The organism is Mongoliitalea lutea (assembly GCF_014652135.1).
GTDB classification, from domain to species: Bacteria; Bacteroidota; Bacteroidia; order Cytophagales; family Cyclobacteriaceae; genus Mongoliitalea; species Mongoliitalea lutea.
In genome coordinates, this window is record NZ_BMYF01000005.1 from 52,661 (window position 1) to 74,786 (window position 22,126).

Sequence of the window (22,126 nt, forward strand, 5' to 3'; positions counted from 1 at the left end):
TTAATTAATCATTGAATAAATAAATTTATACGCTTTGGGATAACTTCCTATAGTTTGAAACAATAATTTATGCTTTGGATTCAAATAATCATAACCTAATGCTGCAACGGATTGAATAAATTCTTTATCTCCATTCAAAATAGATTGATGACAGGCTGACCGACTGACCTCAGAAAGAATACGTTGAAAATCCCTGTTGTTTTTAAATAAGTCCTGATTTTTAAGTAATCCTTTGAGTTTGTAAAACTCCGTTAAGTGCGCATTACTTGAAACCGAGCCAGGCACATTTTTCCTATAAGCGGATGTTTTTGTGGGATCTACAATACATGTCTTACTTGCAATGACCCTCCACCACAATTCTATATCATGCCTTTTTTTAAAAGTCGGATCAAATCCTTTAACTTCTTCAAATCGGTCTTTTCTAATAATACAGGCTGACATACCTGTGAAATACTTGTACTTTTTGTAAAATTCAAGATACATCAAATCGGTCATCTGCATACCCTTTGTTGGTATATCCCAAGGACATTTCCTTTCAATAATGTGGCCATCTAGCCCAAGATGGTCAAAGTAATTTAGGTAACCTACGGCCTCCGGGTATTGAGATAATAGGAGAGCTGCTCTTTCTAGATGATTATTGTACCAAATATCGTCGGCATCAAGAAATGCCAGATAATCACAGGAACTCTTCCCTAGTATTTCATTCCTAGTGGCCGCTGCATTCCCAAAATCAACCGAATAGCATTGTAATCCATCTAGTTGTAAATGCTCTAATTGCAACACTTCATCTGATCGATCATTAAAAACCCAAACTTCTTGAGGTTGATACGTTTGGGATTTTACAGAATTCAAAGCGAAGGTTATCCATTCCTTAGAATTATGAGCAGGAATCACCACGGCAAAAGACAGCTCGGCCTTATTCATATATTCTCAGGGGATTTATTCGTAGTTCTCAACTTAAACTGCTCTTTGGCTTTGGTTACCCTAAACCAATATCTCACACACCAAACTTTAGTTTTTTGCAAAAATGAGAGATGCTTCTCTTTGCTGATTTTTTTTATTTCAAACAACGGAGGACGACAATCCTTTAACAATAATATGCAAGAACTCACCTTTGAAATCTTTTTCAAATTTTCGCCAAACTCTCCAGCTGCCACTCTGACGGCCTTTTTCTGCAACTGCTCAAAAGAACACCTAGCTGGATGAAAAACTTTGGCATCGGCTATATAACCCATTGGCATATTTGAAGAGGTAGCGAGCCTGTTCCATTGATAATCCCCTCCGGAAAATAGGGAATCATCAAAGTAACCTATTTCAGTAAATAATTTTCTGAAAGCAAAAAAATTAGCCGTGACAGACAATCCTTTTTTCGCATTTTCTTGTTGATTAAATGCGTATACTGACTCGTATAGTTCAACGGGATTATTATCCAAATTAGAATAAAGCAATTCAATTTTACCTGCTCCTCGTTGCAAATGAGGGTTTTCTTTGAAAAATGCATCTGCTCTTGATAACCAAAAGGTGTCGGGAACACAGTCAGAGTCTGTAAATGCCAGAATCTCACCTTTCGCACTTTGAATCCCTAAGTTCCTCGCAGCATACGAACCCGGTTTAGGCTCATGCAAAATTTTTATATTTGAACCTGTTAGTAGTTTTCCCTCTTCATGTTCCAAATGATTATTGATTACAATCACTTCAAAATCTTCTTTTGGAAATTGTTGTTTATTGAGTGCTTCCAAGCAATTCGAAAGCCTGTCCCAATCTAAATACGTCGGAATAATCACCGAAAATCTCATAAACAATAATAAGTCAAATTAAAAAATTAACAGGTTATTATGAATCATCAATACTGCTTGGAAATAATTTTCAGAAGTTTTTCTACGTTCACTTTCGAATTAAACTTATGAGATTTTTCAAATGAGCGTATGCCCATCTCAGTCCATTTATTTTTATCATTGAAGGATTGATTAAAAGCCATTTCATAAGCTTCAGAGCTTATTTCATATACTAACCAACCATTTTCACCATGCTGAATCATTTCCTCAGGCCCTCCTTTGTAGTAAGAAATAACAGGTTTTTTCATAAATAATGCCTCCGCAATAGAAATCCCGAATGGTTCTGCGTTTCTTCTTGAATTAATAGCCACATCTATTGTATTATAAAAGCTAGCCACCTCTTCTAATAATCCCAAATAAATGACCTGGGATCCCCAAAGTTTACCTGCCTTTTGCCTAATTTTTTCAAAAAAGCCTTTATCAGAATAATTCCCTGCCAAAAGCAAATATGCGCCTTCCTCAGCTGCTTGGGAATGTACAAAACCCTCAACTAATAAATCTTGAGCTTTTTCATTGCATACCCGGGCAATCATACCATAAATTGGTTTTGTGGGGTCTATCCCCAAGGCTAGTTGGTCATTAGAAGAATTTTGAATTAATCTTTCATCATTAAAACCAGGATAAACAACTAGTTCACATCCTTTACCGAAAGTCTGACTTGTGTAAATACTATTTGCAATAGGCGTAATCTCCAATACTCTAGACAAAACCTTGTGTAATAACCTACTAGATGAATTATTGATTGAATTAGCCATATGCCAATAACAAGAAGTTTTCAGTTTTTTAGCTATAAAGCTTCCTAAAAACATGTAAGCTTCCCTTCTATAAATTACCGCATCTACCTCTGCTGCATTGATTACATTAAAAACTTCATTAACATTTCGCCTGCCAAAAGCATACGCATTGTAGAGCAATTGAAAACGTTTAATGAGTCCCCCTTCAAACCGTACTCCAACATTTTCTAATTGTATGGTTTGGTCGGCTAGACTTTTATATGTCTCAACACTATCACCTTTTCCTACAATTACTAAGGTTATATGAACGCCTTTTTCTTTGAGAAATTGCAAGTATTGAGTTTCACAGCTATAAATCCCTCCTCTATCCTGACCATACACTATTTTAACTATATTCATTTATGGGTAGTTATTTTTTTTGGATATGAGATAGCAATCCAAAAACCATGTTCCACATACCTTCGGTACGCTTTTTCTCCTCCGTACTGCGAGCAACCAATTTTTTTCGTACACTTTCAGCTTTTTCAGGATCTAGTATAGAAGTGAGTTTTTCCTGATAGTAATCATCACTTTGATGCAATAAGCAAAGACCTTCTTCATATTCATAATCTTTAAACAACATCTCATATTTATGAGACCAGCCTGTAGCTAAGCAAGGCACCCCTTGGGATAAAGCACTGACCAAACCATGAAATCGAGAAGTAATTACTGCTTTTGACTCACCGATAATGCCTTTAACATGCAATGCATTTTCTTCGTGAATAACAGGTATTGGCTTTAAAAGACTATCATTTACTAATTTTGCAATTGCAGCGTCCATCTTTGATTCATGGATAAGGAATACAGGCATTATTCCTTTTTGTTGTGCAATCTCAATTACCTTTTGTAGAAAAATAGGATACCAAGTATTATCTTCCTGATTACCGGTTTCCATCATTTTTTGGTTCGGGATGATGACAAGTTCAAGAATATCCTTCTTTATAGAAGATGGAAAAGTGCCCTTGACCATATTAGTGAAGTCTGGGAATAGAAAAATCGGAGCATTTTTGACCTTTAATTCTTTCAAATAGCTTTCTGAAACAGCATCCCTTGCACACACAAGATCAGCATTCTCAAGAATAGTCTTCATTTTTGCAGATAAATCCAGTTTAGAAAAGGGTCCAAAAGCTTGCGGTAACAAAATAACCTGTTTCCCGTCTTTCTTCCATTTCTTGATAAAATTTGCTGCTCTTTTTCCAGCCTTAGCTGCACCCCATTTGTCTCCAAAGGCAAATCCTGACGCATCCATCACCACTTGAATTTCATGATCCGCAACAAACCCCAACTTCCTTCTGAGGCTAATTGGAAGCATGCTTAAAACTGGATTCCATTGTATCCCTTTACGCTGAATATTACTTTTCGCATAGACTCCCTCTGAACGAATCTTGCTAAAGGGAGAGCGATCGGTTACTTCCATGACAAAAGTAACATGAATATTTCTTTTGTTGAATTGATCAACAATGGCATGAAACATTAATTCAGCTCCTTTATTTACAAATTCAACACCTCTAAGTTCTATGATCATTTGATTAGAATTTAAAAATTTTGTTTAATCTAGCCACTATTTTTACAAAGAATGGGGGAGTATTGAGTTTATGAATCAAAGGGTCAAGGCTTGAAATAAACAGGTTCAAATCATTTTGTTCTTTTGACATTTTGAAAAACTTATGAGAGGCATCTCTAACTTCCTCCCTCACTTTATACACCCATTTTCTACGTGCATTCAAACCTTTAGAAGATGCTTTAACTCTTTTGGATGGAAGCCACTCCTTTCTCCTCAAAAACAAGCGATAGGCCAAACCTTCCCTTCTATGCCTTATACCACCTAGTTGGGACTTCACAATTGCTCCGGGCTTAACAATTTCAAAACTTAGCCTACCAGAAGACATACCATCTTGAATAACAGAATGAATCTCAGGATTCCTAACCACTACTATATTGTTTCCCAAATGGTCATTCATGTACTCAGGAAGCCAAGCATCCCCGATAGACACATCTGCTGTCTCCGCTAGAACATCATCACAATAATCACATGCCTTGTACTTAAAGAAACCATATCCCCAGTTCCCACCATAGAGTTCCTTTGAAGACTTTATCTCACTAGTATTTCCTTTGAGATCCTTTGCAAAAACACCTTTATCATTCGCTTTTTTCCCTTCGAGCTTTCCTCTAAACTCTATTTCCTTGAGTTCATGAGGAGCTACTCCAACCTGCCATGCTAATAACTCAGCAAATGCAGTTGATTTAAGATGACCACATACGACTCCGATGATATATTTCAGTCTCTCATTGATAATTAGATCCTCTTTAGCCAAATTTCTCAATGCTTTACTGAAACAAGGGATAGCTGTTACTACATAGTTACCCTCATTATTTCTAATAAAATCAAGAGAATCTGTCATTGTAATGGGATAATACGCAGACTTGGAACCACTCAACACATCATCCCCTCTTTTAAAAATCTGGTAGGAAAATAAAGATTGATCATCAGGATTCATGGAACTAACGATTTGAACTGCATAATCAACCATACCTTTATCCAAAAGTTGATTTATAATCCACTTCCCACTTCCTCCTGAACTTCCTTTAATTCTGTAATCTCCTTCTTCAACAAACCCTACATAATTTTCTAAATACTTCCCTATGTATTCATTTTTCTCAATAAGTCCACTAAAAATATCTTCTGCTATTTCATCCTCATTTCTGGCCTGATTAGAAAAAGGACAAACTTTCATTAAAACATTTTCTTTTTCGTGGGTATCTGAAGTTGGTTTAGCTTTGAGCATTCCAAAATCATCCATTTCGATAGAAATTGATGAATCAACATAATTACAGACCCCACAACCGATGCAAAAGTCATTTTTTAATACAGTATCTTTTAACGTATTAGACATTAGTTTGTAATGGTTTTTTTTTGATTTTCCTGACCACTTCTTTCATCTCTTTTCCCATAATGAAATAAACAGATAAAATATAAGATGAAAAAAACAGGAAGGCTGATATGTAGAAATTTAACGGCCAAAATTTATGGATTGCAATAATGGTTAAGAAGGGTACAAATGATGCTAACAAGACCGGTTTAACTGATAAAAACATGTCATTAAAGGTGTAGCCAATGAGCTTATTTAAATAAAACAATACAATAAAAACACTGACAAACTTGATAATTAAGAAGGCAAGTGCTGCACCAATAATCCCATAAAAATAAATCATACCTACTAAAACTGGAATGTACAAGAATATGGATTTATATATCTGCAATTGCATTTCTAACTTAGCTTTTCCCATTCCTCTTACAACGACTGTATTACTGTTTACCATCATATGAAACAAAACTGAACCAGAAAGAATTTGCAGAGGAAGTATGGCATCATTCCATTTTTGTCCAAAAAAAAGTGTGATTATGGCTTCCCCTTCTGCTATAAAAAATAGCATAATGGGAAAAACTAACAAGCAATTATATTTTACAACACGGGAATAATACATTTTCAATTCTTTACTATTCCCTTGTAATGAACTATACACAGGAAACATAACTTTGTTCATGACACCCATCACCTGACTTCTGAAGGTATCAGTCAAAACAAACGCTAAGGTGTAAGCCCCTAAATCGGCAGCTGTCATTAGTTTTCCAATAAGCAGGTAATCCAGCTTATTCATCAAGTTATTGAATAAATTAGTACCTGTTGTAAAAATCCCGAATCCAAAGATATCCTTAAAAGCTTGCTCAGACCACATAAACTTAGGCTTCCACCCAGTAGCCCTAAAGTATAAGGGCATTGCTATTAGAAAGCTTGCGATAGAATTAAACACTAAAGACCATACACCAAATCCTAAAAATGCGAGTGCTAAAGACAACACCCCAGAAAAAATATTAGAAAAATTATTAACATAGGTAAGTTTTTTAAAATCTAGGGCCTTTGTCAACTGAGCTTTATGGACCATGTTGATTGGGCTAGAAAGGATCCCTAAGGACAGGACAGGAATAATCTGACCTAGCATCGGCTCTTTGTAAAAGTTAACAGCAAAGGGAGCCACTGCAATAACCATGACTAGATAAATTAATAAAGACCAAGCTACTCCAGACCAAAAAGCTGTTTGAAAATGCTCCTCTGAAAGATTTTCTTGCTTTCGTTGGATAATAGCTGCTCCCATTCCAAGGTCATTGAGCACTTCTATAAAGGAGGTAAACACAATGGCCATACCCACTAGCCCAAATTCTTCGGGCAGAAGTATCCTGGCAAGAAATAGTTTAATTACAAAACTAAAACTCCTATTAACCGATAACTGAATAGCATTCCAAAAAACTCCTGATGCTATCTTTTTATTTAAATTATTTATTTGAGTTCGGATTAATTTGTCAAATTGATTATCTGTACGATCACTAAACCTAAAGTAGCTAGCCCAGAGCCTATCGCAACCCATTGTTGAGGACTCATAGGTTGTTTTTCTGGTTTTCGAGGAACAATTATTTCAGCACCCGGCTCCATCATAGGATATACTTTAAAAAATACTAAATTCCTAGTTCTTTTTACATCGCCATTTGCATAAACGACATACGATTTTTTCCTTCGGGCATCTTCAGTGAAGCCCCCCGCACGAGTAATATACGAACGAAATCCTCTCCCACTTTGATATCGTGCCGTTGTAGGAAATAACACCTCTCCTCTCATTCTTACTGTTTGTAATTCTTTAGGTATCCTCAAAATATCACCTTCTTCTAAAATAAGGTCATATGGAGAACCAGGATTCTTTAAGATTTCGACCAGGTTAATTCCAATTAATTCTTGTTGGTTAAAATCCAAGGAAACTTGCTCAGTATCCCCTCCCACCGATATGTCCTGAATTCGTTCTGCTCTAAATTTTGCTGCTAGATTCTGTCGTTCTTTTTCTTCTTTCTTCAGACGAGCATCCTCTTTGGCTTGTAATCTAGTTTCAACTCTAGAAGCCACTATCTCTTCAGCCTCATTATTGAACCCAGTATTTTTCTCCAAATTTTCTTTTACAATTATGAGATTGCGCTCTTTAATTTCAGTATCTGTGGGTGCTCTAAAGTATTCTGTTCTGCGGATTAGTGTGGCACCTTTAGGGAAGGCAAATTGATTTAATCCACCCGCTCTTTTGATTACATCAGAAATTCGCTCATTAGCATTGCTCAAAGCAAATTCACCAGGAAAAAGTACTTCACCTTGAATCTCAACCAGTTTTTCACGCTGAAAGCCTGGACTTTTCCTAATAAAAACATGATCAAAAGGCATTAACTCAATTTTTTCTTGAGATAATTTCAAGCTTTTGTCAATACTTACCAATTTTACGTCGGCAATTTTACCTGAATAATCATTTTTTACACGCCGGGCAATTTCTATGTAACTTTCGGAAGCAGACTCTTTAAGTCCTCCAGCTTTAATTATCAAGTCCTCCAAAGTTATTTTTTCGGCATAATTAAAAGTCCCAGGTGCATTAACTTCTCCCGAAATCCGAATGTAAAATTCTTCTTTTAAATCAAATATGCTAGGAATATTTAAAACATCCTCTCTTCTCAATGGTATATCATCCATTCTTTTATCAAGAATTGCTTCAAGATCTATAGATAAAGCTTCAAGTGTTAAATCACTTTTGGTACGATATAAAACTGCTCTATTTCGAAAAGCATCACCCGTAATTCCCTCAGCTTTAGAAATCAAATCAAGGACTGTCAAACCTTCTTCAGGTATTGCATATTCTCCTGGGCGGAAAACAGCACCTGAGATTTTCACTCTATTAGAAAATCTATTGATTAATTCTCCAACAGCCAAAATATCCCCATCTCTTAAATTAAATTTTCCAAAATCAGATTGATCAATATCTTGAACTTGATATTCTTGGCCAGAAGACCTTTTTATTGTCATCCGCTGCGTATAGGCAGTGGATTGAAAGCCACCCGCGAATTTTATAAGATCCAAAAGAGTCTCGCTTTCCTTCATCTCAAAAAATCCATCTCTCCTTACAGGCCCCGTCAATTCAACCCTCCTAACTATAGGCTGAACAATTACTACGTCATTATCAGAAAGAATTACATTTTGAGAGGATTCACCCTTTACCAGAAAATCATAGATATCAACAGTAGCAAAAAGCTGATTATTTCTATACACTTGGATAGCCCTGAAAGAGCCACTTTCATTAGGTCCACCAGCTGCAAATAAAGCATTAAAAACACTTGCAAATGAAGGCAAAGTATAGGTACCCGGCTTATTTAGCTCGCCAACCATTGAAACTTTTATGGAGCGCATATTCCCTACCCTAACATCTAAGAAACTGTTACCAGAGCTTAGTGCTGAATAAATTCTTGACAGTGAAGATTTTATTCTAGCTGTGGCTGCATCTATGTTAGCTCCACCTACCTGAATCGGTCCAATATTAGGAATTAAAATTTTTCCATCAGAGTTGACAGTCAGGTCATATGATTGTTGATTAATCCCATAAACATCAATTAAAAGTTGATCCCCAGAACCAATGATATAATTTTTAGGAGTGGGAAGATTTATGCTTGGACTAAAGGTCAAATCACGGTTATGAAATAATTTATATCCAAAAATTCTTTTCTGTACAGGGGTCAAATCATAATAAGGATCCGATACTCTTAAAGAATCAAAAAGCCTTGGATCAATGTCAAACGTATTTAAAGGGGAAGGGGAAGTACTTTTTAACCCGTTAGTCGAATTAATATCTTTTTTCCCATTCCTAATCTGATTAATACGATCTCTTAATTTGATTACTTCGGACATAGACATACCTCTATCCGTAGCATAAGCAGCTAGTTGTTGTTCATTCATACCAGCAGATTCTGCTCTTTTTACCAATTGTTCTACCTGTGCGTCGGATAAGTTATCAACTTTCACATTTTGAATATCATTTAGAGATTGACCTTGAGCATACAATCCCGTGTAGATAAAAACTAAAGACAGCAACAACACTCTTTGTATCATATATTTATATTGCTTAATACCTTACTCAGATAAATGTAAATTTATAACAAACAATTGATTAGATATATAAACAGCTTCGCCCTTTCAGTCACAAACGTGCTTATCTACTATTAATTATATAATGAATTGATGCTATCTGCTATACAGCACCAATCCTTGGCAATCCTTGTCCTCTGAAAGCAAATTAATTTTAACTTTCCGACGAATTAACTTTTCAATTTTGAGATGTAAATGCGAAGCAAATATTTCATCAAGATCATCCCCAATTATATTCAATTCAATTACACCTGAATCAACTCCCTTTGCATAATCACCTATCAAAACTACATGACGTACATCACCCATTCTCTCTAGCACAGCTTCCAATACCTTATCTAATCCTAAATATTTGCGGATAATATCCTGTAAATTTTGATAAAGAGGATGCTCTTTATTTGCTTGATACTCAATTTTATTTTTGTCAAGAGATTTAATTAAAAAACCAGCATCCGTTAAATGAATCAACTCTTTCCTAATTGCATTAGTAGACTCCCCAAACTCTTCGGCCAGTCCTCTCAAATGACTTTGATTTTTTTCATTAACGAAAAATTTAACCAATAACTTTAATCTGGTTTTTGAAGTAATTAAAGAATCGAGCATAAAAGTAATTCAAAACTGAGCAACAAAAGTACTCACCCTTTTGGGTTTTAAAAAAAAAAATCCTAATTTTTTAACTATGGAGCATAGGTCGTTCCAAATAAAAAAATATCCAAAAGATTTTTAAACTTTTATTTTATTGAGATGCAGCCCTATACAAACGAAAGTGAATAGCCCCTTTCCATTACAAATTGGTAATTAATTTAGAATAAAGATACTTGGGCATGTATTTACCCCAAAAAATATCTCTATTAAATGTATCGCAAAAATATATTCGGATCAAGCTCCGAATCCTCTTAACTTTGGTGCTGAAAAAATTCACACATGATCTCAGTCGATAATATTTCAGTCATTCACGGTGGACATGCCTTGTTCAGTGATATCTCTTTTTCTATCAACCCAACAGATAAAATCGCCTTGATGGGGAAAAATGGTGCTGGAAAATCTACCATGCTAAAAATCATTGCAGGTGTATCCAAACCTTCCAAGGGAGGTGTTTCTGCCCCAAAAGATGCGATAATCGCTTACCTTCCGCAGCATTTACTAACTGATGATAATAGTACCGTATTTGAAGAAACTTCCAAAGCATTCGCATCCTATCTTAGCTTAAAAGAAGAAATTGATCGGCTAAATGAGGAGTTGACTGTGCGTACGGATTACGATTCTGAGGACTATTATAAAATAATTGAGCGAGTTTCGGAAGTATCTGAAAAATTCTATTCTATTGAAGAAGTCAACTATGAAGAAGAAGTGGAAAAGGTCTTACTAGGCCTTGGTTTTGAGCGTGCAGATTTTCAAAGACCTACCTCAGAGTTTTCAGGGGGTTGGAGAATGCGAATAGAATTGGCAAAAATCCTTTTGCAGAAGCCTGACTTGATTTTATTAGATGAGCCTACCAACCATCTGGACATAGAGTCCATTCAATGGTTAGAGGAGTTTTTAAAAGAAAAAGCCAAAGCAGTAGTGGTAATTTCTCACGATAGGGCTTTTGTAGACAATATCACCAATCGTACCATTGAGGTAACAATGGGCCGAATTTATGATTATAAGGCAAAATACAGCCACTACTTAGAACTAAGAAAAGAACGCAGAGAACAACAGCAAAAGCACTATGAAGAGCAACAAAAAATGATTGCCGAAACCCAACAATTCATCGAGCGTTTCAAAGGCACTTATTCCAAAACCTTACAAGTTCAATCACGCGTAAAAATGCTTGAAAAGCTGGAGTTAGTTGAGGTTGATGAAGTAGATACTTCAGCCCTTCGCCTACGCTTCCCTCCTTCTCCACGGTCAGGTAAATATCCAGTCATTGTAGAAGAACTCTCTAAATCTTACGGAGACCATGTAGTCTTCAAAGATGCTTCCATGACCATAGAGCGGGGAGAAAAAGTAGCTTTCGTGGGTAAAAACGGGGAAGGTAAATCCACCATGATCAAAGCTATCATGGGTGAAATAGACTATAATGGTAAATGCGAATTAGGACACAATTCCATGATTGGCTACTTCGCACAAAATCAAGCCTCCCAATTAGATGAGAATCTTACCATATTTGAAACTATTGATCAAATTGCAGTTGGTGAAATACGAAGTAAAATAAAAGATTTATTGGGTGCTTTTATGTTTAAAGGCGACGATATCAACAAAAAAGTGAAAGTCTTGTCGGGCGGTGAGAAAACCCGCTTGGCTATGATCAAATTGTTGCTGGAACCAGTAAACCTATTAATTCTTGATGAACCTACCAATCACTTAGATATGCGCACTAAAGATATTATCAAAGATGCTTTAAAAGATTTTGATGGCACCTTGATATTAGTTTCCCATGATCGAGATTTCTTAGATGGCCTTGCTACGAAAGTATTCGAATTTGGCAACAAACGTATCAAAGAGCACTTTGAAGACATCAATGGGTTCCTGAGAAACAAAAAACTAGAAAATCTTAGGGAGGTAGAAAGAAAGCAAAACTAAACTTTTAGACTAACCTCTTAAAAACTGCTACTCCCCTTTTTAATTCGATAGATTAACAAAAAAAAAGTCCCAAAAATTCGGGACTTTTTTCTTGTTCTTCAATTAAATTAAAATTCTTACTGGATCTTCCAACAAACCTTTCAAGGTCTGCAAGAATGCGGAACCTACGGCTCCATCCACAACTCTATGGTCACAGGAAAGTGTTACTTTCATCACGTTACCGATTTGCATTTGACCATTCTTCACAACCACTGTTTCCTTGATGCCTCCTACTGCAAGGATACAAGCATCCGGTGGGTTGATAATTGCGGTAAACTCATCGATACCAAACATTCCCAAGTTAGATATGGTGAACGTGTTTCCTTCCCAATCTTTTGGTTGCAATTCTTTATTTTTTGCCTTTCCACCTAGCGTTTTCGCTTCATTGGAGATTTGAGAGAGTGACTTAGAGTCAGCAAACCTGATTACAGGTACCAATAAGCCTTCTTCCACTGCTACAGCCATACCGATATGGATGTGGTCATTGTAACGGATTTTATCACCTAACCAAGAAGAATTTACTTTTGGATGCTGACGCAGGGCAGCTGCTGCTGCTTTGATCACCATATCATTGAAAGAAATTTTCACTGGGGATATCTCATTCATGCTCTTTCTCGCTTCGATTGCCTTATCCATGTTGATTTCCATGGTCAAGTAGAAGTGAGGAGCTGTAAATTTACTTTCAGCCAAGCGCTTTGCAATCACCTTACGCATTTGAGATACTTTCTCTTCACGGAAGGACTCTTGACCCAAAGCAGGCGCAGAACCGCTAGCTGTTGCTTGTGCCGGTACTGGCTGAGCAGCAGCTGGAGTAAAGGTTTCTACATCTCTTTTGATGATTCTTCCTCCTTCTCCTGAACCTTTCACCTGACGGATGTCGATTCCTTTTTCCTCAGCTAAGCGTTTTGCCAATGGAGAGGCTTTTACGCGCTCACCATTATCAGTTGCAGCTGCTGCTGGAGCAGATGAGGTAGCGGTTGAAGTCTTAGGCTCTTCTTTTGGCTCATCTTTAGCAGCAGGAGCAGATTCAGTCACAGCTTCAGGCTCATCAGCAGTCTTGGCTTCATGTGCTTTAAGCAACGTTTGATAATCAGCACCTTTTTCACCGATGATTGCAATGACACCATCTACAGGTACTGAATTCCCTGCATCGACTCCGATATATAGCAATGTACCGTCTTCATAAGACTCCAATTCCATGGTCGCCTTATCGGTCTCCACTTCTGCGATGATATCACCGGATTTAACATCATCACCTACTTTTTTCAACCAACTCGCGATAGTACCATCAGTCATGGTATCACTCATTTTAGGCATGGTGATAACAGTGGCATTGATACCTGAAGTATCAATTTTCTCTGCTAGTTTTGGTTTTTCTTCGGCAGCTTTTGATGGAGCAGCTTCTTCTTTAGTATCTTCAGCTTTAGCAGCAGGAGCATCACCAGAGGCAATCTCCTTTAGCAAAGCATCTATGTTTTCACCTTTTTCCCCAATGATCGCAATGACACCGTTAACTGGTACTGCACCTTTCTCCTCCACACCAATGTGCAATAGCACACCTTCATCATAAGATTCCAATTCCATGGTCGCCTTATCGGTCTCCACTTCTGCTAGAATATCTCCAGGCTTAACAGTATCACCTACTTTTTTCAACCACGCTGCGATTACCCCTTCTTCCATGGTATCGCTCATTTTGGGCATTCTAATTATCTCGGCCATAAGTTTAATAGATTCCTAGTCCAAATTTTAAGGAGTCCAAAAATAGTTGTTAAAATGTCTTTATTCAAATTTATAATATTATTTTCAGGATTGTAAAGCATGAAAACAGCAGAATTGTTCCCAAATGCCCTTAAGTAAAAATACAGAATACGAATCTCCTAAGTGGCTTTTCAATGGTCATTTACAGACAATCATCCCCTCTCTCTTTCGCCCGAGCATCCCGCTGCCCTTTGAAAGAGAGCGCATTACAACCCCTGATGGGGATTTTCTAGACCTTGATTGGCTGAAAAACAACTCTGAGGATCTGGTTATCATCAGTCATGGACTGGAAGGAAATAGCCAACGTCCCTACATGACCGGTATGGCCCGACAATTTTACGCAAACGGGTTTGATGTACTTACCTGGAACTTCCGTGGTTGCGGAGAGGAATTAAATTCCAAGCCTATTTTTTACCACTCTGGCGCCACTTATGACTTGGACACAGTGGTTAATCATGCTGCACCAGGGTACCAAAACATTCATTTAATAGGTTTTAGTCTTGGAGGGAACCTTACCTTGAAGTATTTGGGAGAAAAAAGAAATAGGCTTCCAAAAATTAAAAAAGGGGTAGCCATCTCTGTTCCTTTGCACTTGGAAAGCTCTTGTCTCAAAATTTCTTCAGGAGAAAATATCGTCTATGCCAAGCGATTTTTGAAAACCTTAAAAGAAAAAGTTACTATAAAAGCCAAATTATTCCCTGAGGAAATCCCCCTGGGAACACTTCGAAAAATTAAAACACTGAAAGACTTTGACGATAGTTACACAGGTCCACTTCATGGATTTAAAGATGCACATGATTACTACGAGCAGTGTTCGTCTTTGTATTTTTTAGAGGGCATCGAAGTACCCACACTAGTTTTAAATGCACAAAATGATCCTTTTTTGACTGATAAATGCTTCCCTATTTCTGTAGGACGTAGTTTGGATGCTGTTTGGATGGAGTTCCCAAAGCTGGGAGGGCATGTGGGCTTTACTCCAAGGGAAAGCAAAGACATTTATTGGTCGGAGAAAAGAGCATTTGAATTTATCAGATATGAACCTTAATTTTCTAAAAAAAATACAGCTATGTGCGGCAGATACTCACTCAGTAAAAGTAAGATAGAACTTGAAGAACGATTTCAGGCAGAAATGCTCGGAGATTTCAATCCCCGATACAACATAGCGCCCTCCCAACTCGTGCCTGTCATCACTTCGGATAGCCCCAAAGGATTTTCATTCTTCTACTGGGGATTGACGCCTGAATTTGCGAAAAACAAACCTGTATCTATCAACTTTATCAATGCCCGTGCAGAAACAGTTCATCAAAAAGTATCTTTTAAATCAGCCTTCAAACAAAGGCGCTGCTTAGTACCCGCTGATTGCTTTTTCGAATGGAAACGGGTTGGTAAAAAGACTAAAATTCCTTACCGATTCGCCTTGGAAAATGATGAAGCTTTTGCGTTTGCTGGAATTTGGGAAGAATATGAGAATGAAAAGGGAGAAAATAATCACACGTTTTTAATCCTTACTACCCAACCTAATTCAGTGATTGGTGAAATACATGACCGCATGCCTGTGATTTTGAAAAAAGAAGATGAAAAAAAATGGCTGGACACCTACAGCTCAGAAGAAACCTTGCTAGACCTTTTACAAGCGTACAATCCCGAATTGATGATTTCACACACCGTTTCTCCTTTAGTGAACTCTGTTCATAATGACAGCCCTGCCATCATTCGAAAAACTTCTCCTATGGATCAATTTGGAAACTATACCCTCTTTGGATAATGCCTACTATACATACAATAGACCTTCAATTTCTTGAAACCTCCGAAGCCATTGCTTGCTTTTTGATCGAAAGTTCGGCTGGACCCATTTTAATAGAAACTGGACCTGAAAGCACATTTCAGCAACTCAAAAATGGCATTGAAGCCCTCGGATTTGAAGTATCCGACATAAAACATGTGTTCTTATCACACATCCACTTTGACCACGCGGGAGCTGCTTGGAAATTTGTAGAATTAGGTGCTAAAATATATGTTCATCCAGCCGGTTTACCACATTTAGCAAGCCCTGAAAAACTCTGGAACTCTGCTGCGATGATTTATGGAGAGGATATGGAGCGTCTTTGGGGAAGCATGCAGCCTATCGCAGAGGGAAATTTGGTGTCGGTAGCAGATGGTCAGCAATTCCGACTTGGAGAACTAACATTAGAGGCTATTCACAGTGCCGGGCATGCAGTACATCATATCGCATGGAAATTAGGGGAAATCATTTTCACAGGTGACGTAGCAGGTGTTAAAATTAATGGTGGCCCCGTTGTTCCTCCTTGCCCTCCTCCAGATATTCACATCGAAGACTGGAAAAACTCTATACAAAAAATCCTATCGCATCATCCTAAGCAATTTTTTCTTACCCATTTTGGAATCATTCATGAGCCTGTAAGTCACATGAACTCCTTAGAAGCTATCCTGGATGACTGGGCTGGTTGGATGAAAATTCGTTTTGAAGAACAAACAGCTGTAGATGAGGCCACCAAGTTATTTAGGACCTACACGCGAGATCAGCTCACTTCCCAAAACTGCTCTGATGCGTTAATCCAGGTATATGAATACGCCAACCCGAGCTGGATGTCTGTTGCTGGTTTGCTACGCTATTGGAAATTGAAAAGTCAGGGAAGGATTTAAACTTACTCAGAACATTTACAGGATTTTCTAGTTTTGGTATTCCCATCCAAACATTGGATATTTGCCTAGTCAACAGAGTGCTAAGCCCAAGTTTAACCAAAATTATTTTCCATGAAAAAATCCAGAATAACAGGTACAGGTCACTATGTACCTGAAAACATCATCACCAACGACTACCTTTCCTCTATCATGAACACCAATAATGATTGGATCCTAGAGCGAACTGGTATTCAGGAAAGACGTTGGTTTACTCCTGGAAAAGATACTGTTACTAGCATGTCTGCTGCTGCATCCAAGATGGCTCTTGAGCGTGCCGGTTTAACAGCTAAAGACATTGATTTCATAGTGTTTGCTACCATTACTGCTGATTATTTCCTTCCGGGCAATGGAGTATTGCTTCAGCGAGAGCTTGGGATGCATGGTATCGGCGCCCTTGATATCCGAAATGCTTGTTCCGGTTTTATTTATGGGCTTTCAGTAGCAGATCAGTTTATCAAAACAGGCATGTACAAAAACATCCTGGTGGTGGGAGCTGAAATCCAGTCTTCTGCTTTGGATAAAAGTGATGAAGGCCGGTCAAGTGCCGTCATTTTTGCAGATGGAGCCGGTGCCGTGGTATTATCTGCTGTAGAACCTGATATGCCGGGCATCATGTCCACCCATTTACATGCTGATGGAGATTATGCAGAGGAATTGTATTGCATAGCTCCAAGCTCAAGCCAACCCGTAAGGATTTCCCAGGAATTGATTGAAAGAGGTGATTTCTTCTTGAAAATGAATGGAAACACCGTATTCAAGCATGCGGTAGTGCGTTTCGTTGAAGTCATCAATGAAGCCTTGGAAGCCAATGGCGTTAATAAATCTGAAATCGATCTCTTGGTACCTCACCAAGCAAACCTTCGTATCAGTAATTACATTCAACAAAAAATGGGCTTACCTGATGAGAAGGTTTTCAATAATATTATGTACTTGGGCAATACAACTGCCGGAACCATCCCAATTGCTTTGTCCGAAGCTTGGGAGCAAGGAAGGATTAAAGAAGGCGATCTAATTTGTTTGGCAGCCTTTGGAAGTGGTTTTGCATGGGCTTCTGCTTTATTGAGATGGTAATATGAATCATACAATCAACCGTCGTTTGTTGGAGGACCAGTCGCTTTGGCATGAAATCAACCAACAAACGACTTTATTTTTAGATCTATTTACAGAAATATCCAATACCTACACTCAGCAAGAGCTTGTAAAAATCTTTCCCTCCTCCAAAGGTTGTAAGGTAACAAAGGGGCTGCAATTATTGGGCTGTCCTTATCAAGTATTGGATATTGTCAGAGATTTTGATGAAGAATCCGGTTTTAACATCCGAATACTCAATTGGTGGGGTCACGGTCTTTTTTTGATTATATTGGCTGGTAAACAAAGAAACCAGCAGTTAGCTTTATTCGGTGAAAGTAATCCATGTGATTATACTATTTTCACGGGACTGAATCCTTGGGATTATGAACAATTGATTCTTTCAAAACCTAGAACAACCCTTCCAAAAGACAAGTTTTCTTCTGAAAAACGCTTACAAATTTTTAAGAAAATAGCACTTCCTGATGATGTGGACCTCCTTCGAACAGCCCTTTCCAAAGAAATTGACAGAATTATGGAATATACATGGTAATGTTTTCCTTTTTTCTTCAAATTGAACTAATTTACAACCGCATATTGAATATATTCGTACCTATATAATTGAATCCTGACCAACTTCTTATGAGATATATTTTTGTTGCTTTCTTTCTGCTGAATATCGCAACCGCCACGTTTGCTCAAAATAACCCTAATGTAGTCAGTATATTTAACAGTGATTCTACATTAGTCGGCACAGGCATTTTGAGGAATGGCTTAATGGAAGGCCTGTGGAGATTTGAAAATCCCAGAACACGTCAGTTGATCCAAACAATCAATTTTGAAGCGGGCATTAGAGAGGGGCTTTTGACAACCTTTCAAGCGGGAAATGTCAAGCGCTCAGAAAGACAATATAGAAACAACAAACTGAATGGTAGCTATAGAGAATTTGATAGTACAGGAGCATTGATTTTAGAAATGTCTTTTGCTGACTCAATCCCTGTGGGAAGCTACAAGGAGTATTTTGGAAGGGATGGTAATTTCAGTTGGCTTAACCCTCGACAAGTCAAATTAGAAGGTCAATATCAAAATGGAAAGCGGGAAGGTCAGTGGGTAAGTTTTTACGATACAGGTGAGCTACTTTCTCGAGAGATTTACAAAGATGGAAGAAGAGATGGGCCTTATCGTGAATTCTTTCCGCAAGGAGATATAATGGTAGAAGTTGATTATCGTAATGGGGAACCTCATGGACCTTACACACGATTTGCAGGCGCTCGATTAGTCGCTGAAAAAGGGACTTACGATAATGGAAAAAAAATCGGTGAATGGATAAGCTATTTTCCTGGCACTAAGTCTGTTGAATCCAGACAATTCTTTGATAATAGAGGAAATAGAACTGGAGAATGGAAATTCTTCTATGAAAATGGTAGGACAGCCCGGATAGAACGCTACGAAAACGATTTACCTACCGGAACTTGGGAAGAGTTTTTTCCTAACCGAAGACTTTCCAAGCGAATGATTTATTCAATTGGTGTTCCAGTTGGAGAATATATAGAAAACCATGCAAATGGGAAAATTTCTGTCAAAGGACAATATAGTAATGGGGCCAAGGATGGTCTTTGGATAAGCTATTTTCCAGAAGGGACGGTTTACTCAGCTGGTGAGTACAGAAATGACCTTAAAACAGGTCTCTGGAAATATTTCAATAAAATAGGAATCTTAATTGCAGAAGGAGAGTACTCTTTAGGTTCCGAAAACGGACAATGGTTTTATTACTATGATGGGGGGCAGTTAAAATCCGTAGGAACTTACTTCCTTGGCTTTGAAAATGGTGTTTGGGGATTATTCTACGACAACAAACAGTTGACACAAGAAGAATTCTGGGACAACGGAAGACTGATGAATGTTGGTGAGTACTTTTCATATGACGGAAGCACTACTTATGACAAAGGCACTTTGAGTGATGGTAATGGGTCTAGAATCACCTATTACACCTCAGGAACTAAAGAATCTGAGGGAATGTATGTAAATGGAAAGGCAGATGGCACTTGGGTTTATTTCCACGAAAATGGACGTAAAGCTTCAGAAGGCCAAATGAAAGATGGGAAAAAAGAAGGACCTTGGAGATATTTCAACATTGCCGGCAGATTGGAACAAATCATCAACTTTAAAGATGATGAAATCGTACCTGATCCTTCGGATGGCTTTTAATCAGTCATAGGCTAGAATCCCTCAAACAAATAGTCCATACAGTCGTTATGATAACAAAAAAGGCTATGTTTGGACTATTCAAAAAGAAATCAGAAGTTGAAAAATTGCAGGATGAGTATAAGTCCCTGCTAGAGAAATCGCATAAAATCTCCCACTCCAACCGTGCTGCTGCCGATAAATTAATGGCAGAAGCAGAGGAGATAGCAAAAAAAATTGATGCATTGAAAAAATAAAAAAAGCCGGTAAATCGGCTTTTTTTATTCCCTTTATTTTCAGCAGTTTATAATAAAGCAATGTGTTTCATTCTCCATAATTAGTAGTATGGCAAAGTATTTGTAAATATTAAATCTTGAGCTAAGAATTAAGCCTCAAAATATAATTTGCTTTTTACATATTTATTAAATTTTTATTCTTCAAATAATTTTTTAAACAAAATCAAAATTATGTTTTTTTAGTAAATTCAAAACTTTCAGTCAAAATTGGACGTAAAACCAATCAAAAGTATACTAAACCAATACTGTTATGAAAAGGTCAGTCAAAATATTCGTAATAGTCTTGATGATCGGCATAGCCAACATGCTTCCTCATCAGGCATCTGCCTCTCCTCCTTTTGGAGTAAGCTTTCAGGTTTTCTACAATGAGTTAAGTCCATTTGGTGACTGGGTAATGGATCCTACCCATGGTTATGTTTGGGTTCCTTACGTAGATGCTCATTTTCACCCTTATGCCTCTCATGGCAGATGGGTTATGACATCCTTCGGAAATACTTGGGTATCAGATTTCTCTTGGGGCTGGGCTCCTTTCCACTATGGAAGATGGTTTTGGTCTGATTTCTATGGATGGGCATGGGTACCTGGCTATCAGTGGGGACCTGCTTGGGTAAGCTGGAGAAGTGGAGGAGGTTTCTACGGATGGGCACCACTAGGCCCTGGACTTCATGTCAACGTAGGTTTTGGAATACCAAGTGCACACTGGGTATTTATTCCTCAAAGAAGGTTCAGACATAGACACTTCAACCGGTATTTCATCCCACATCACAGGACTGTGAATGTGTTCAATCAGACTACAATCATCAATAACACGACTGTAATCAATAACAACACCTTCTATACTGGTCCTTCAAGAAGAGAAATTGAGCGAGTAACCAACAGTAGAGTTCCTGTCTACTCGGTAAGAGAAAGCAATAGGCCAGGCAGAGCAGTAGTACGAAGCAATGCCGTGGAAATGTATAGGCCTCAGATCCAATCTGACAGAAACAACAGAGAAGTTGTCAGACCAGCTACTGCTTACAGTCAAGAAGAATTTAGAAGCCGTAATGCAACTAGAGCTGCTGCTTCTAATCAAGGAAGGGCTGTCGCTCCTGCTAACCGAGGAACAGAAGTGAACGGGAATTCCAGAAATGGTCAGGTAGGATCCTCTCAAACTCCTTCGAGAGCGAGTGCACCAACTGGGAATACTAGAGCAAATGAAATAAATAGAGGTGCTTCTGGAAATACTAATCCTTCAAGAGGCGCAACTGTGAACACTGGTGGCCAAAATAGAAGCGAAGGTGTGAGATCCAATGCTCCTGCTAGTAGAAATGCAACATCTGCTCCGGCAGTGAGGGACAACAATACTACAAGAAACTCCTCAGCACCGGCAGTGAGAAACGCTCCTGCTAGAACTTCCGGGAACAATCAGTCTGCAACAGTTAACAGAAGTCAGAGTGCTGCGCCAAAAGCAAATGCTCCAGCTTCCAGTAGAAACCAGACTGTGAAGGCTCCATCTAATAATCAGAGAAGCTCTGGTCAAGTAAGCGCACCAAGATCGACAAACAACAGGTCTTCGAATGCAAGCAAGCAAACCGTTGCTCCTAGCAGAAACAGTGGATCTTCAAGTGCTGCTAAACCAAGTGTTGCACCTAGTAGAAATAGTAGTAGCTCCTCTAGCGGCACTAGATCTTCTAGCAATAGCTCCTCTAGAAACAGAGGCAACAACTAAAAAAACCAACTTAACTACCCTATAAAAACCAAAAAAGGCCCGAGGGCCTTTTTTTATGTCCATTGAAATCATTCTGAACCATGGAAATGTTATCTTCATCTAAGGGATTATGGATGTCAACATTTTTCCAAATCTTTACTACTACTACTACTACTACGAACCATCTATTCCGATTAACTGATATCTTTCACCTGTT

18 protein-coding genes are annotated in these 22,126 nt (G+C 38.1%); 9 read left to right on the forward strand and 9 right to left on the reverse strand.

From position 1 onward, the window contains the following. From IE080_RS05290 to IE080_RS05325, 8 genes are all read right to left on the reverse strand, one after another. On the reverse strand, positions 1 to 924 hold the full coding sequence (locus IE080_RS05290; RefSeq protein WP_189579417.1) for a glycosyltransferase family A protein: 924 nt from the start codon (positions 922 to 924) through the stop codon (positions 1 to 3). After that, positions 921 to 1,796 (reverse strand): glycosyltransferase family 2 protein, encoded by an 876-nt coding sequence (locus IE080_RS05295; RefSeq protein WP_189579418.1) that lies wholly within the window; start codon positions 1,794 to 1,796, stop codon positions 921 to 923. Before IE080_RS05295 ends, IE080_RS05290 begins: the two co-directional genes overlap by 4 nt. A 47-nt stretch (positions 1,797 to 1,843) precedes the next feature. Then, on the reverse strand, positions 1,844 to 2,968 hold the full coding sequence (locus IE080_RS05300) for a glycosyltransferase family 4 protein (RefSeq protein WP_189579419.1): 1,125 nt from the start codon (positions 2,966 to 2,968) through the stop codon (positions 1,844 to 1,846). A 10-nt stretch (positions 2,969 to 2,978) separates the two neighbouring features. Beyond that, complete coding sequence (locus tag IE080_RS05305) at positions 2,979 to 4,133, reverse strand: polysaccharide pyruvyl transferase family protein (protein ID WP_189579420.1); 1,155 nt, start codon at positions 4,131 to 4,133, stop codon at positions 2,979 to 2,981. A gap of 4 nt (positions 4,134 to 4,137) precedes the next feature. Further along, positions 4,138 to 5,502 (reverse strand): Coenzyme F420 hydrogenase/dehydrogenase, beta subunit C-terminal domain, encoded by a 1,365-nt coding sequence (locus tag IE080_RS05310; RefSeq protein ID WP_189579421.1) that lies wholly within the window; start codon positions 5,500 to 5,502, stop codon positions 4,138 to 4,140. Next, positions 5,495 to 7,033 (reverse strand): lipopolysaccharide biosynthesis protein, encoded by a 1,539-nt coding sequence (locus IE080_RS05315; RefSeq protein ID WP_189579422.1) that lies wholly within the window; start codon positions 7,031 to 7,033, stop codon positions 5,495 to 5,497. The genes IE080_RS05310 and IE080_RS05315 overlap by 8 nt, the downstream gene beginning before the upstream one ends. Then, positions 6,961 to 9,573 carry an SLBB domain-containing protein gene (locus IE080_RS05320; protein ID WP_189579423.1) on the reverse strand — a complete coding sequence of 871 codons (2,613 nt, stop codon included), beginning with the start codon at positions 9,571 to 9,573 and terminating at the stop codon, positions 6,961 to 6,963. Before IE080_RS05320 ends, IE080_RS05315 begins: the two co-directional genes overlap by 73 nt. A gap of 132 nt (positions 9,574 to 9,705) precedes the next feature. Continuing rightward, a complete protein-coding gene (locus IE080_RS05325) occupies positions 9,706 to 10,212 on the reverse strand; it encodes an ArsR family transcriptional regulator (protein WP_189579424.1) in 507 nt (168 codons plus the stop codon). Positions 10,213 to 10,533: 321 nt separating this feature from the next. Here IE080_RS05325 and IE080_RS05330 point away from each other — a divergent pair, with 321 nt between their 5' ends. Further along, positions 10,534 to 12,174 (forward strand): ABC-F family ATP-binding cassette domain-containing protein, encoded by a 1,641-nt coding sequence (locus IE080_RS05330; protein ID WP_189579425.1) that lies wholly within the window; start codon positions 10,534 to 10,536, stop codon positions 12,172 to 12,174. Positions 12,175 to 12,276: 102 nt separating this feature from the next. Here the strand turns inward: IE080_RS05330 and IE080_RS05335 are convergent, their stop codons facing one another. Continuing rightward, positions 12,277 to 13,932: a pyruvate dehydrogenase complex dihydrolipoamide acetyltransferase gene (locus IE080_RS05335; protein ID WP_189579426.1), complete on the reverse strand. Its 1,656-nt coding sequence runs from the start codon at positions 13,930 to 13,932 to the stop codon at positions 12,277 to 12,279. Positions 13,933 to 14,056: 124 nt separating this feature from the next. Between IE080_RS05335 and IE080_RS05340 the strand changes: the two genes are divergently transcribed. From IE080_RS05340 to IE080_RS05375, 8 genes are all read left to right on the forward strand, one after another. Next, the gene (locus IE080_RS05340; protein ID WP_189579427.1) at positions 14,057 to 15,016 is read left to right on the forward strand and encodes a YheT family hydrolase; all 960 of its coding nucleotides are present in this window, start codon (positions 14,057 to 14,059) and stop codon (positions 15,014 to 15,016) included. A gap of 21 nt (positions 15,017 to 15,037) precedes the next feature. Continuing rightward, positions 15,038 to 15,736 carry an SOS response-associated peptidase gene (locus tag IE080_RS05345; RefSeq protein ID WP_189579428.1) on the forward strand — a complete coding sequence of 233 codons (699 nt, stop codon included), beginning with the start codon at positions 15,038 to 15,040 and terminating at the stop codon, positions 15,734 to 15,736. Continuing rightward, positions 15,736 to 16,635, forward strand: a complete 900-nt coding sequence (locus IE080_RS05350) for an MBL fold metallo-hydrolase (protein ID WP_189579429.1) — start codon at positions 15,736 to 15,738, stop codon at positions 16,633 to 16,635. Before IE080_RS05345 ends, IE080_RS05350 begins: the two co-directional genes overlap by 1 nt. Before the next feature lie 111 nt (positions 16,636 to 16,746). Continuing rightward, complete coding sequence (locus IE080_RS05355) at positions 16,747 to 17,745, forward strand: 3-oxoacyl-ACP synthase III family protein (protein ID WP_189579430.1); 999 nt, start codon at positions 16,747 to 16,749, stop codon at positions 17,743 to 17,745. A 1-nt stretch (position 17,746) separates the two neighbouring features. Further along, a complete protein-coding gene (locus IE080_RS05360) occupies positions 17,747 to 18,295 on the forward strand; it encodes a hypothetical protein (RefSeq protein ID WP_189579431.1) in 549 nt (182 codons plus the stop codon). 89 nt (positions 18,296 to 18,384) lie between these two features. After that, a complete protein-coding gene (locus IE080_RS05365) occupies positions 18,385 to 19,950 on the forward strand; it encodes a toxin-antitoxin system YwqK family antitoxin (protein ID WP_189579432.1) in 1,566 nt (521 codons plus the stop codon). Positions 19,951 to 20,015: 65 nt separating this feature from the next. Further along, positions 20,016 to 20,183: a Lacal_2735 family protein gene (locus IE080_RS05370; protein WP_189579433.1), complete on the forward strand. Its 168-nt coding sequence runs from the start codon at positions 20,016 to 20,018 to the stop codon at positions 20,181 to 20,183. A 289-nt stretch (positions 20,184 to 20,472) separates the two neighbouring features. Continuing rightward, positions 20,473 to 21,930 (forward strand): DUF6600 domain-containing protein, encoded by a 1,458-nt coding sequence (locus IE080_RS05375; RefSeq protein ID WP_189579434.1) that lies wholly within the window; start codon positions 20,473 to 20,475, stop codon positions 21,928 to 21,930. The last annotated feature ends 196 nt before the right edge of the window (positions 21,931 to 22,126 follow it).

Excerpts from the sequence above, each read along its gene's own strand:
- IE080_RS05290 (WP_189579417.1), bottom strand. The coding sequence starts at position 924 with ATGAATAAGGCCGAGCTGTCTTTTGCCGTGGTGATTCCTGCTCATAAT.
- IE080_RS05295 (WP_189579418.1), bottom strand. The coding sequence starts at position 1,796 with ATGAGATTTTCGGTGATTATTCCGACGTATTTAGATTGGGACAGGCTT.
- IE080_RS05300 (WP_189579419.1), bottom strand. The coding sequence starts at position 2,968 with ATGAATATAGTTAAAATAGTGTATGGTCAGGATAGAGGAGGGATTTAT.
- IE080_RS05305 (WP_189579420.1), bottom strand. The coding sequence starts at position 4,133 with ATGATCATAGAACTTAGAGGTGTTGAATTTGTAAATAAAGGAGCTGAA.
- IE080_RS05310 (WP_189579421.1), bottom strand. The coding sequence starts at position 5,502 with ATGTCTAATACGTTAAAAGATACTGTATTAAAAAATGACTTTTGCATC.
- IE080_RS05315 (WP_189579422.1), bottom strand. The coding sequence starts at position 7,033 with ATGGGTTGCGATAGGCTCTGGGCTAGCTACTTTAGGTTTAGTGATCGT.
- IE080_RS05320 (WP_189579423.1), bottom strand. The coding sequence starts at position 9,573 with ATGATACAAAGAGTGTTGTTGCTGTCTTTAGTTTTTATCTACACGGGA.
- IE080_RS05325 (WP_189579424.1), bottom strand. The coding sequence starts at position 10,212 with ATGCTCGATTCTTTAATTACTTCAAAAACCAGATTAAAGTTATTGGTT.
- IE080_RS05330 (WP_189579425.1), top strand. The coding sequence starts at position 10,534 with ATGATCTCAGTCGATAATATTTCAGTCATTCACGGTGGACATGCCTTG.
- IE080_RS05335 (WP_189579426.1), bottom strand. The coding sequence starts at position 13,932 with ATGGCCGAGATAATTAGAATGCCCAAAATGAGCGATACCATGGAAGAA.
- IE080_RS05340 (WP_189579427.1), top strand. The coding sequence starts at position 14,057 with ATGCCCTTAAGTAAAAATACAGAATACGAATCTCCTAAGTGGCTTTTC.
- IE080_RS05345 (WP_189579428.1), top strand. The coding sequence starts at position 15,038 with ATGTGCGGCAGATACTCACTCAGTAAAAGTAAGATAGAACTTGAAGAA.
- IE080_RS05350 (WP_189579429.1), top strand. The coding sequence starts at position 15,736 with ATGCCTACTATACATACAATAGACCTTCAATTTCTTGAAACCTCCGAA.
- IE080_RS05355 (WP_189579430.1), top strand. The coding sequence starts at position 16,747 with ATGAAAAAATCCAGAATAACAGGTACAGGTCACTATGTACCTGAAAAC.
- IE080_RS05360 (WP_189579431.1), top strand. The coding sequence starts at position 17,747 with ATGAATCATACAATCAACCGTCGTTTGTTGGAGGACCAGTCGCTTTGG.
- IE080_RS05365 (WP_189579432.1), top strand. The coding sequence starts at position 18,385 with ATGAGATATATTTTTGTTGCTTTCTTTCTGCTGAATATCGCAACCGCC.
- IE080_RS05370 (WP_189579433.1), top strand. The coding sequence starts at position 20,016 with ATGTTTGGACTATTCAAAAAGAAATCAGAAGTTGAAAAATTGCAGGAT.
- IE080_RS05375 (WP_189579434.1), top strand. The coding sequence starts at position 20,473 with ATGAAAAGGTCAGTCAAAATATTCGTAATAGTCTTGATGATCGGCATA.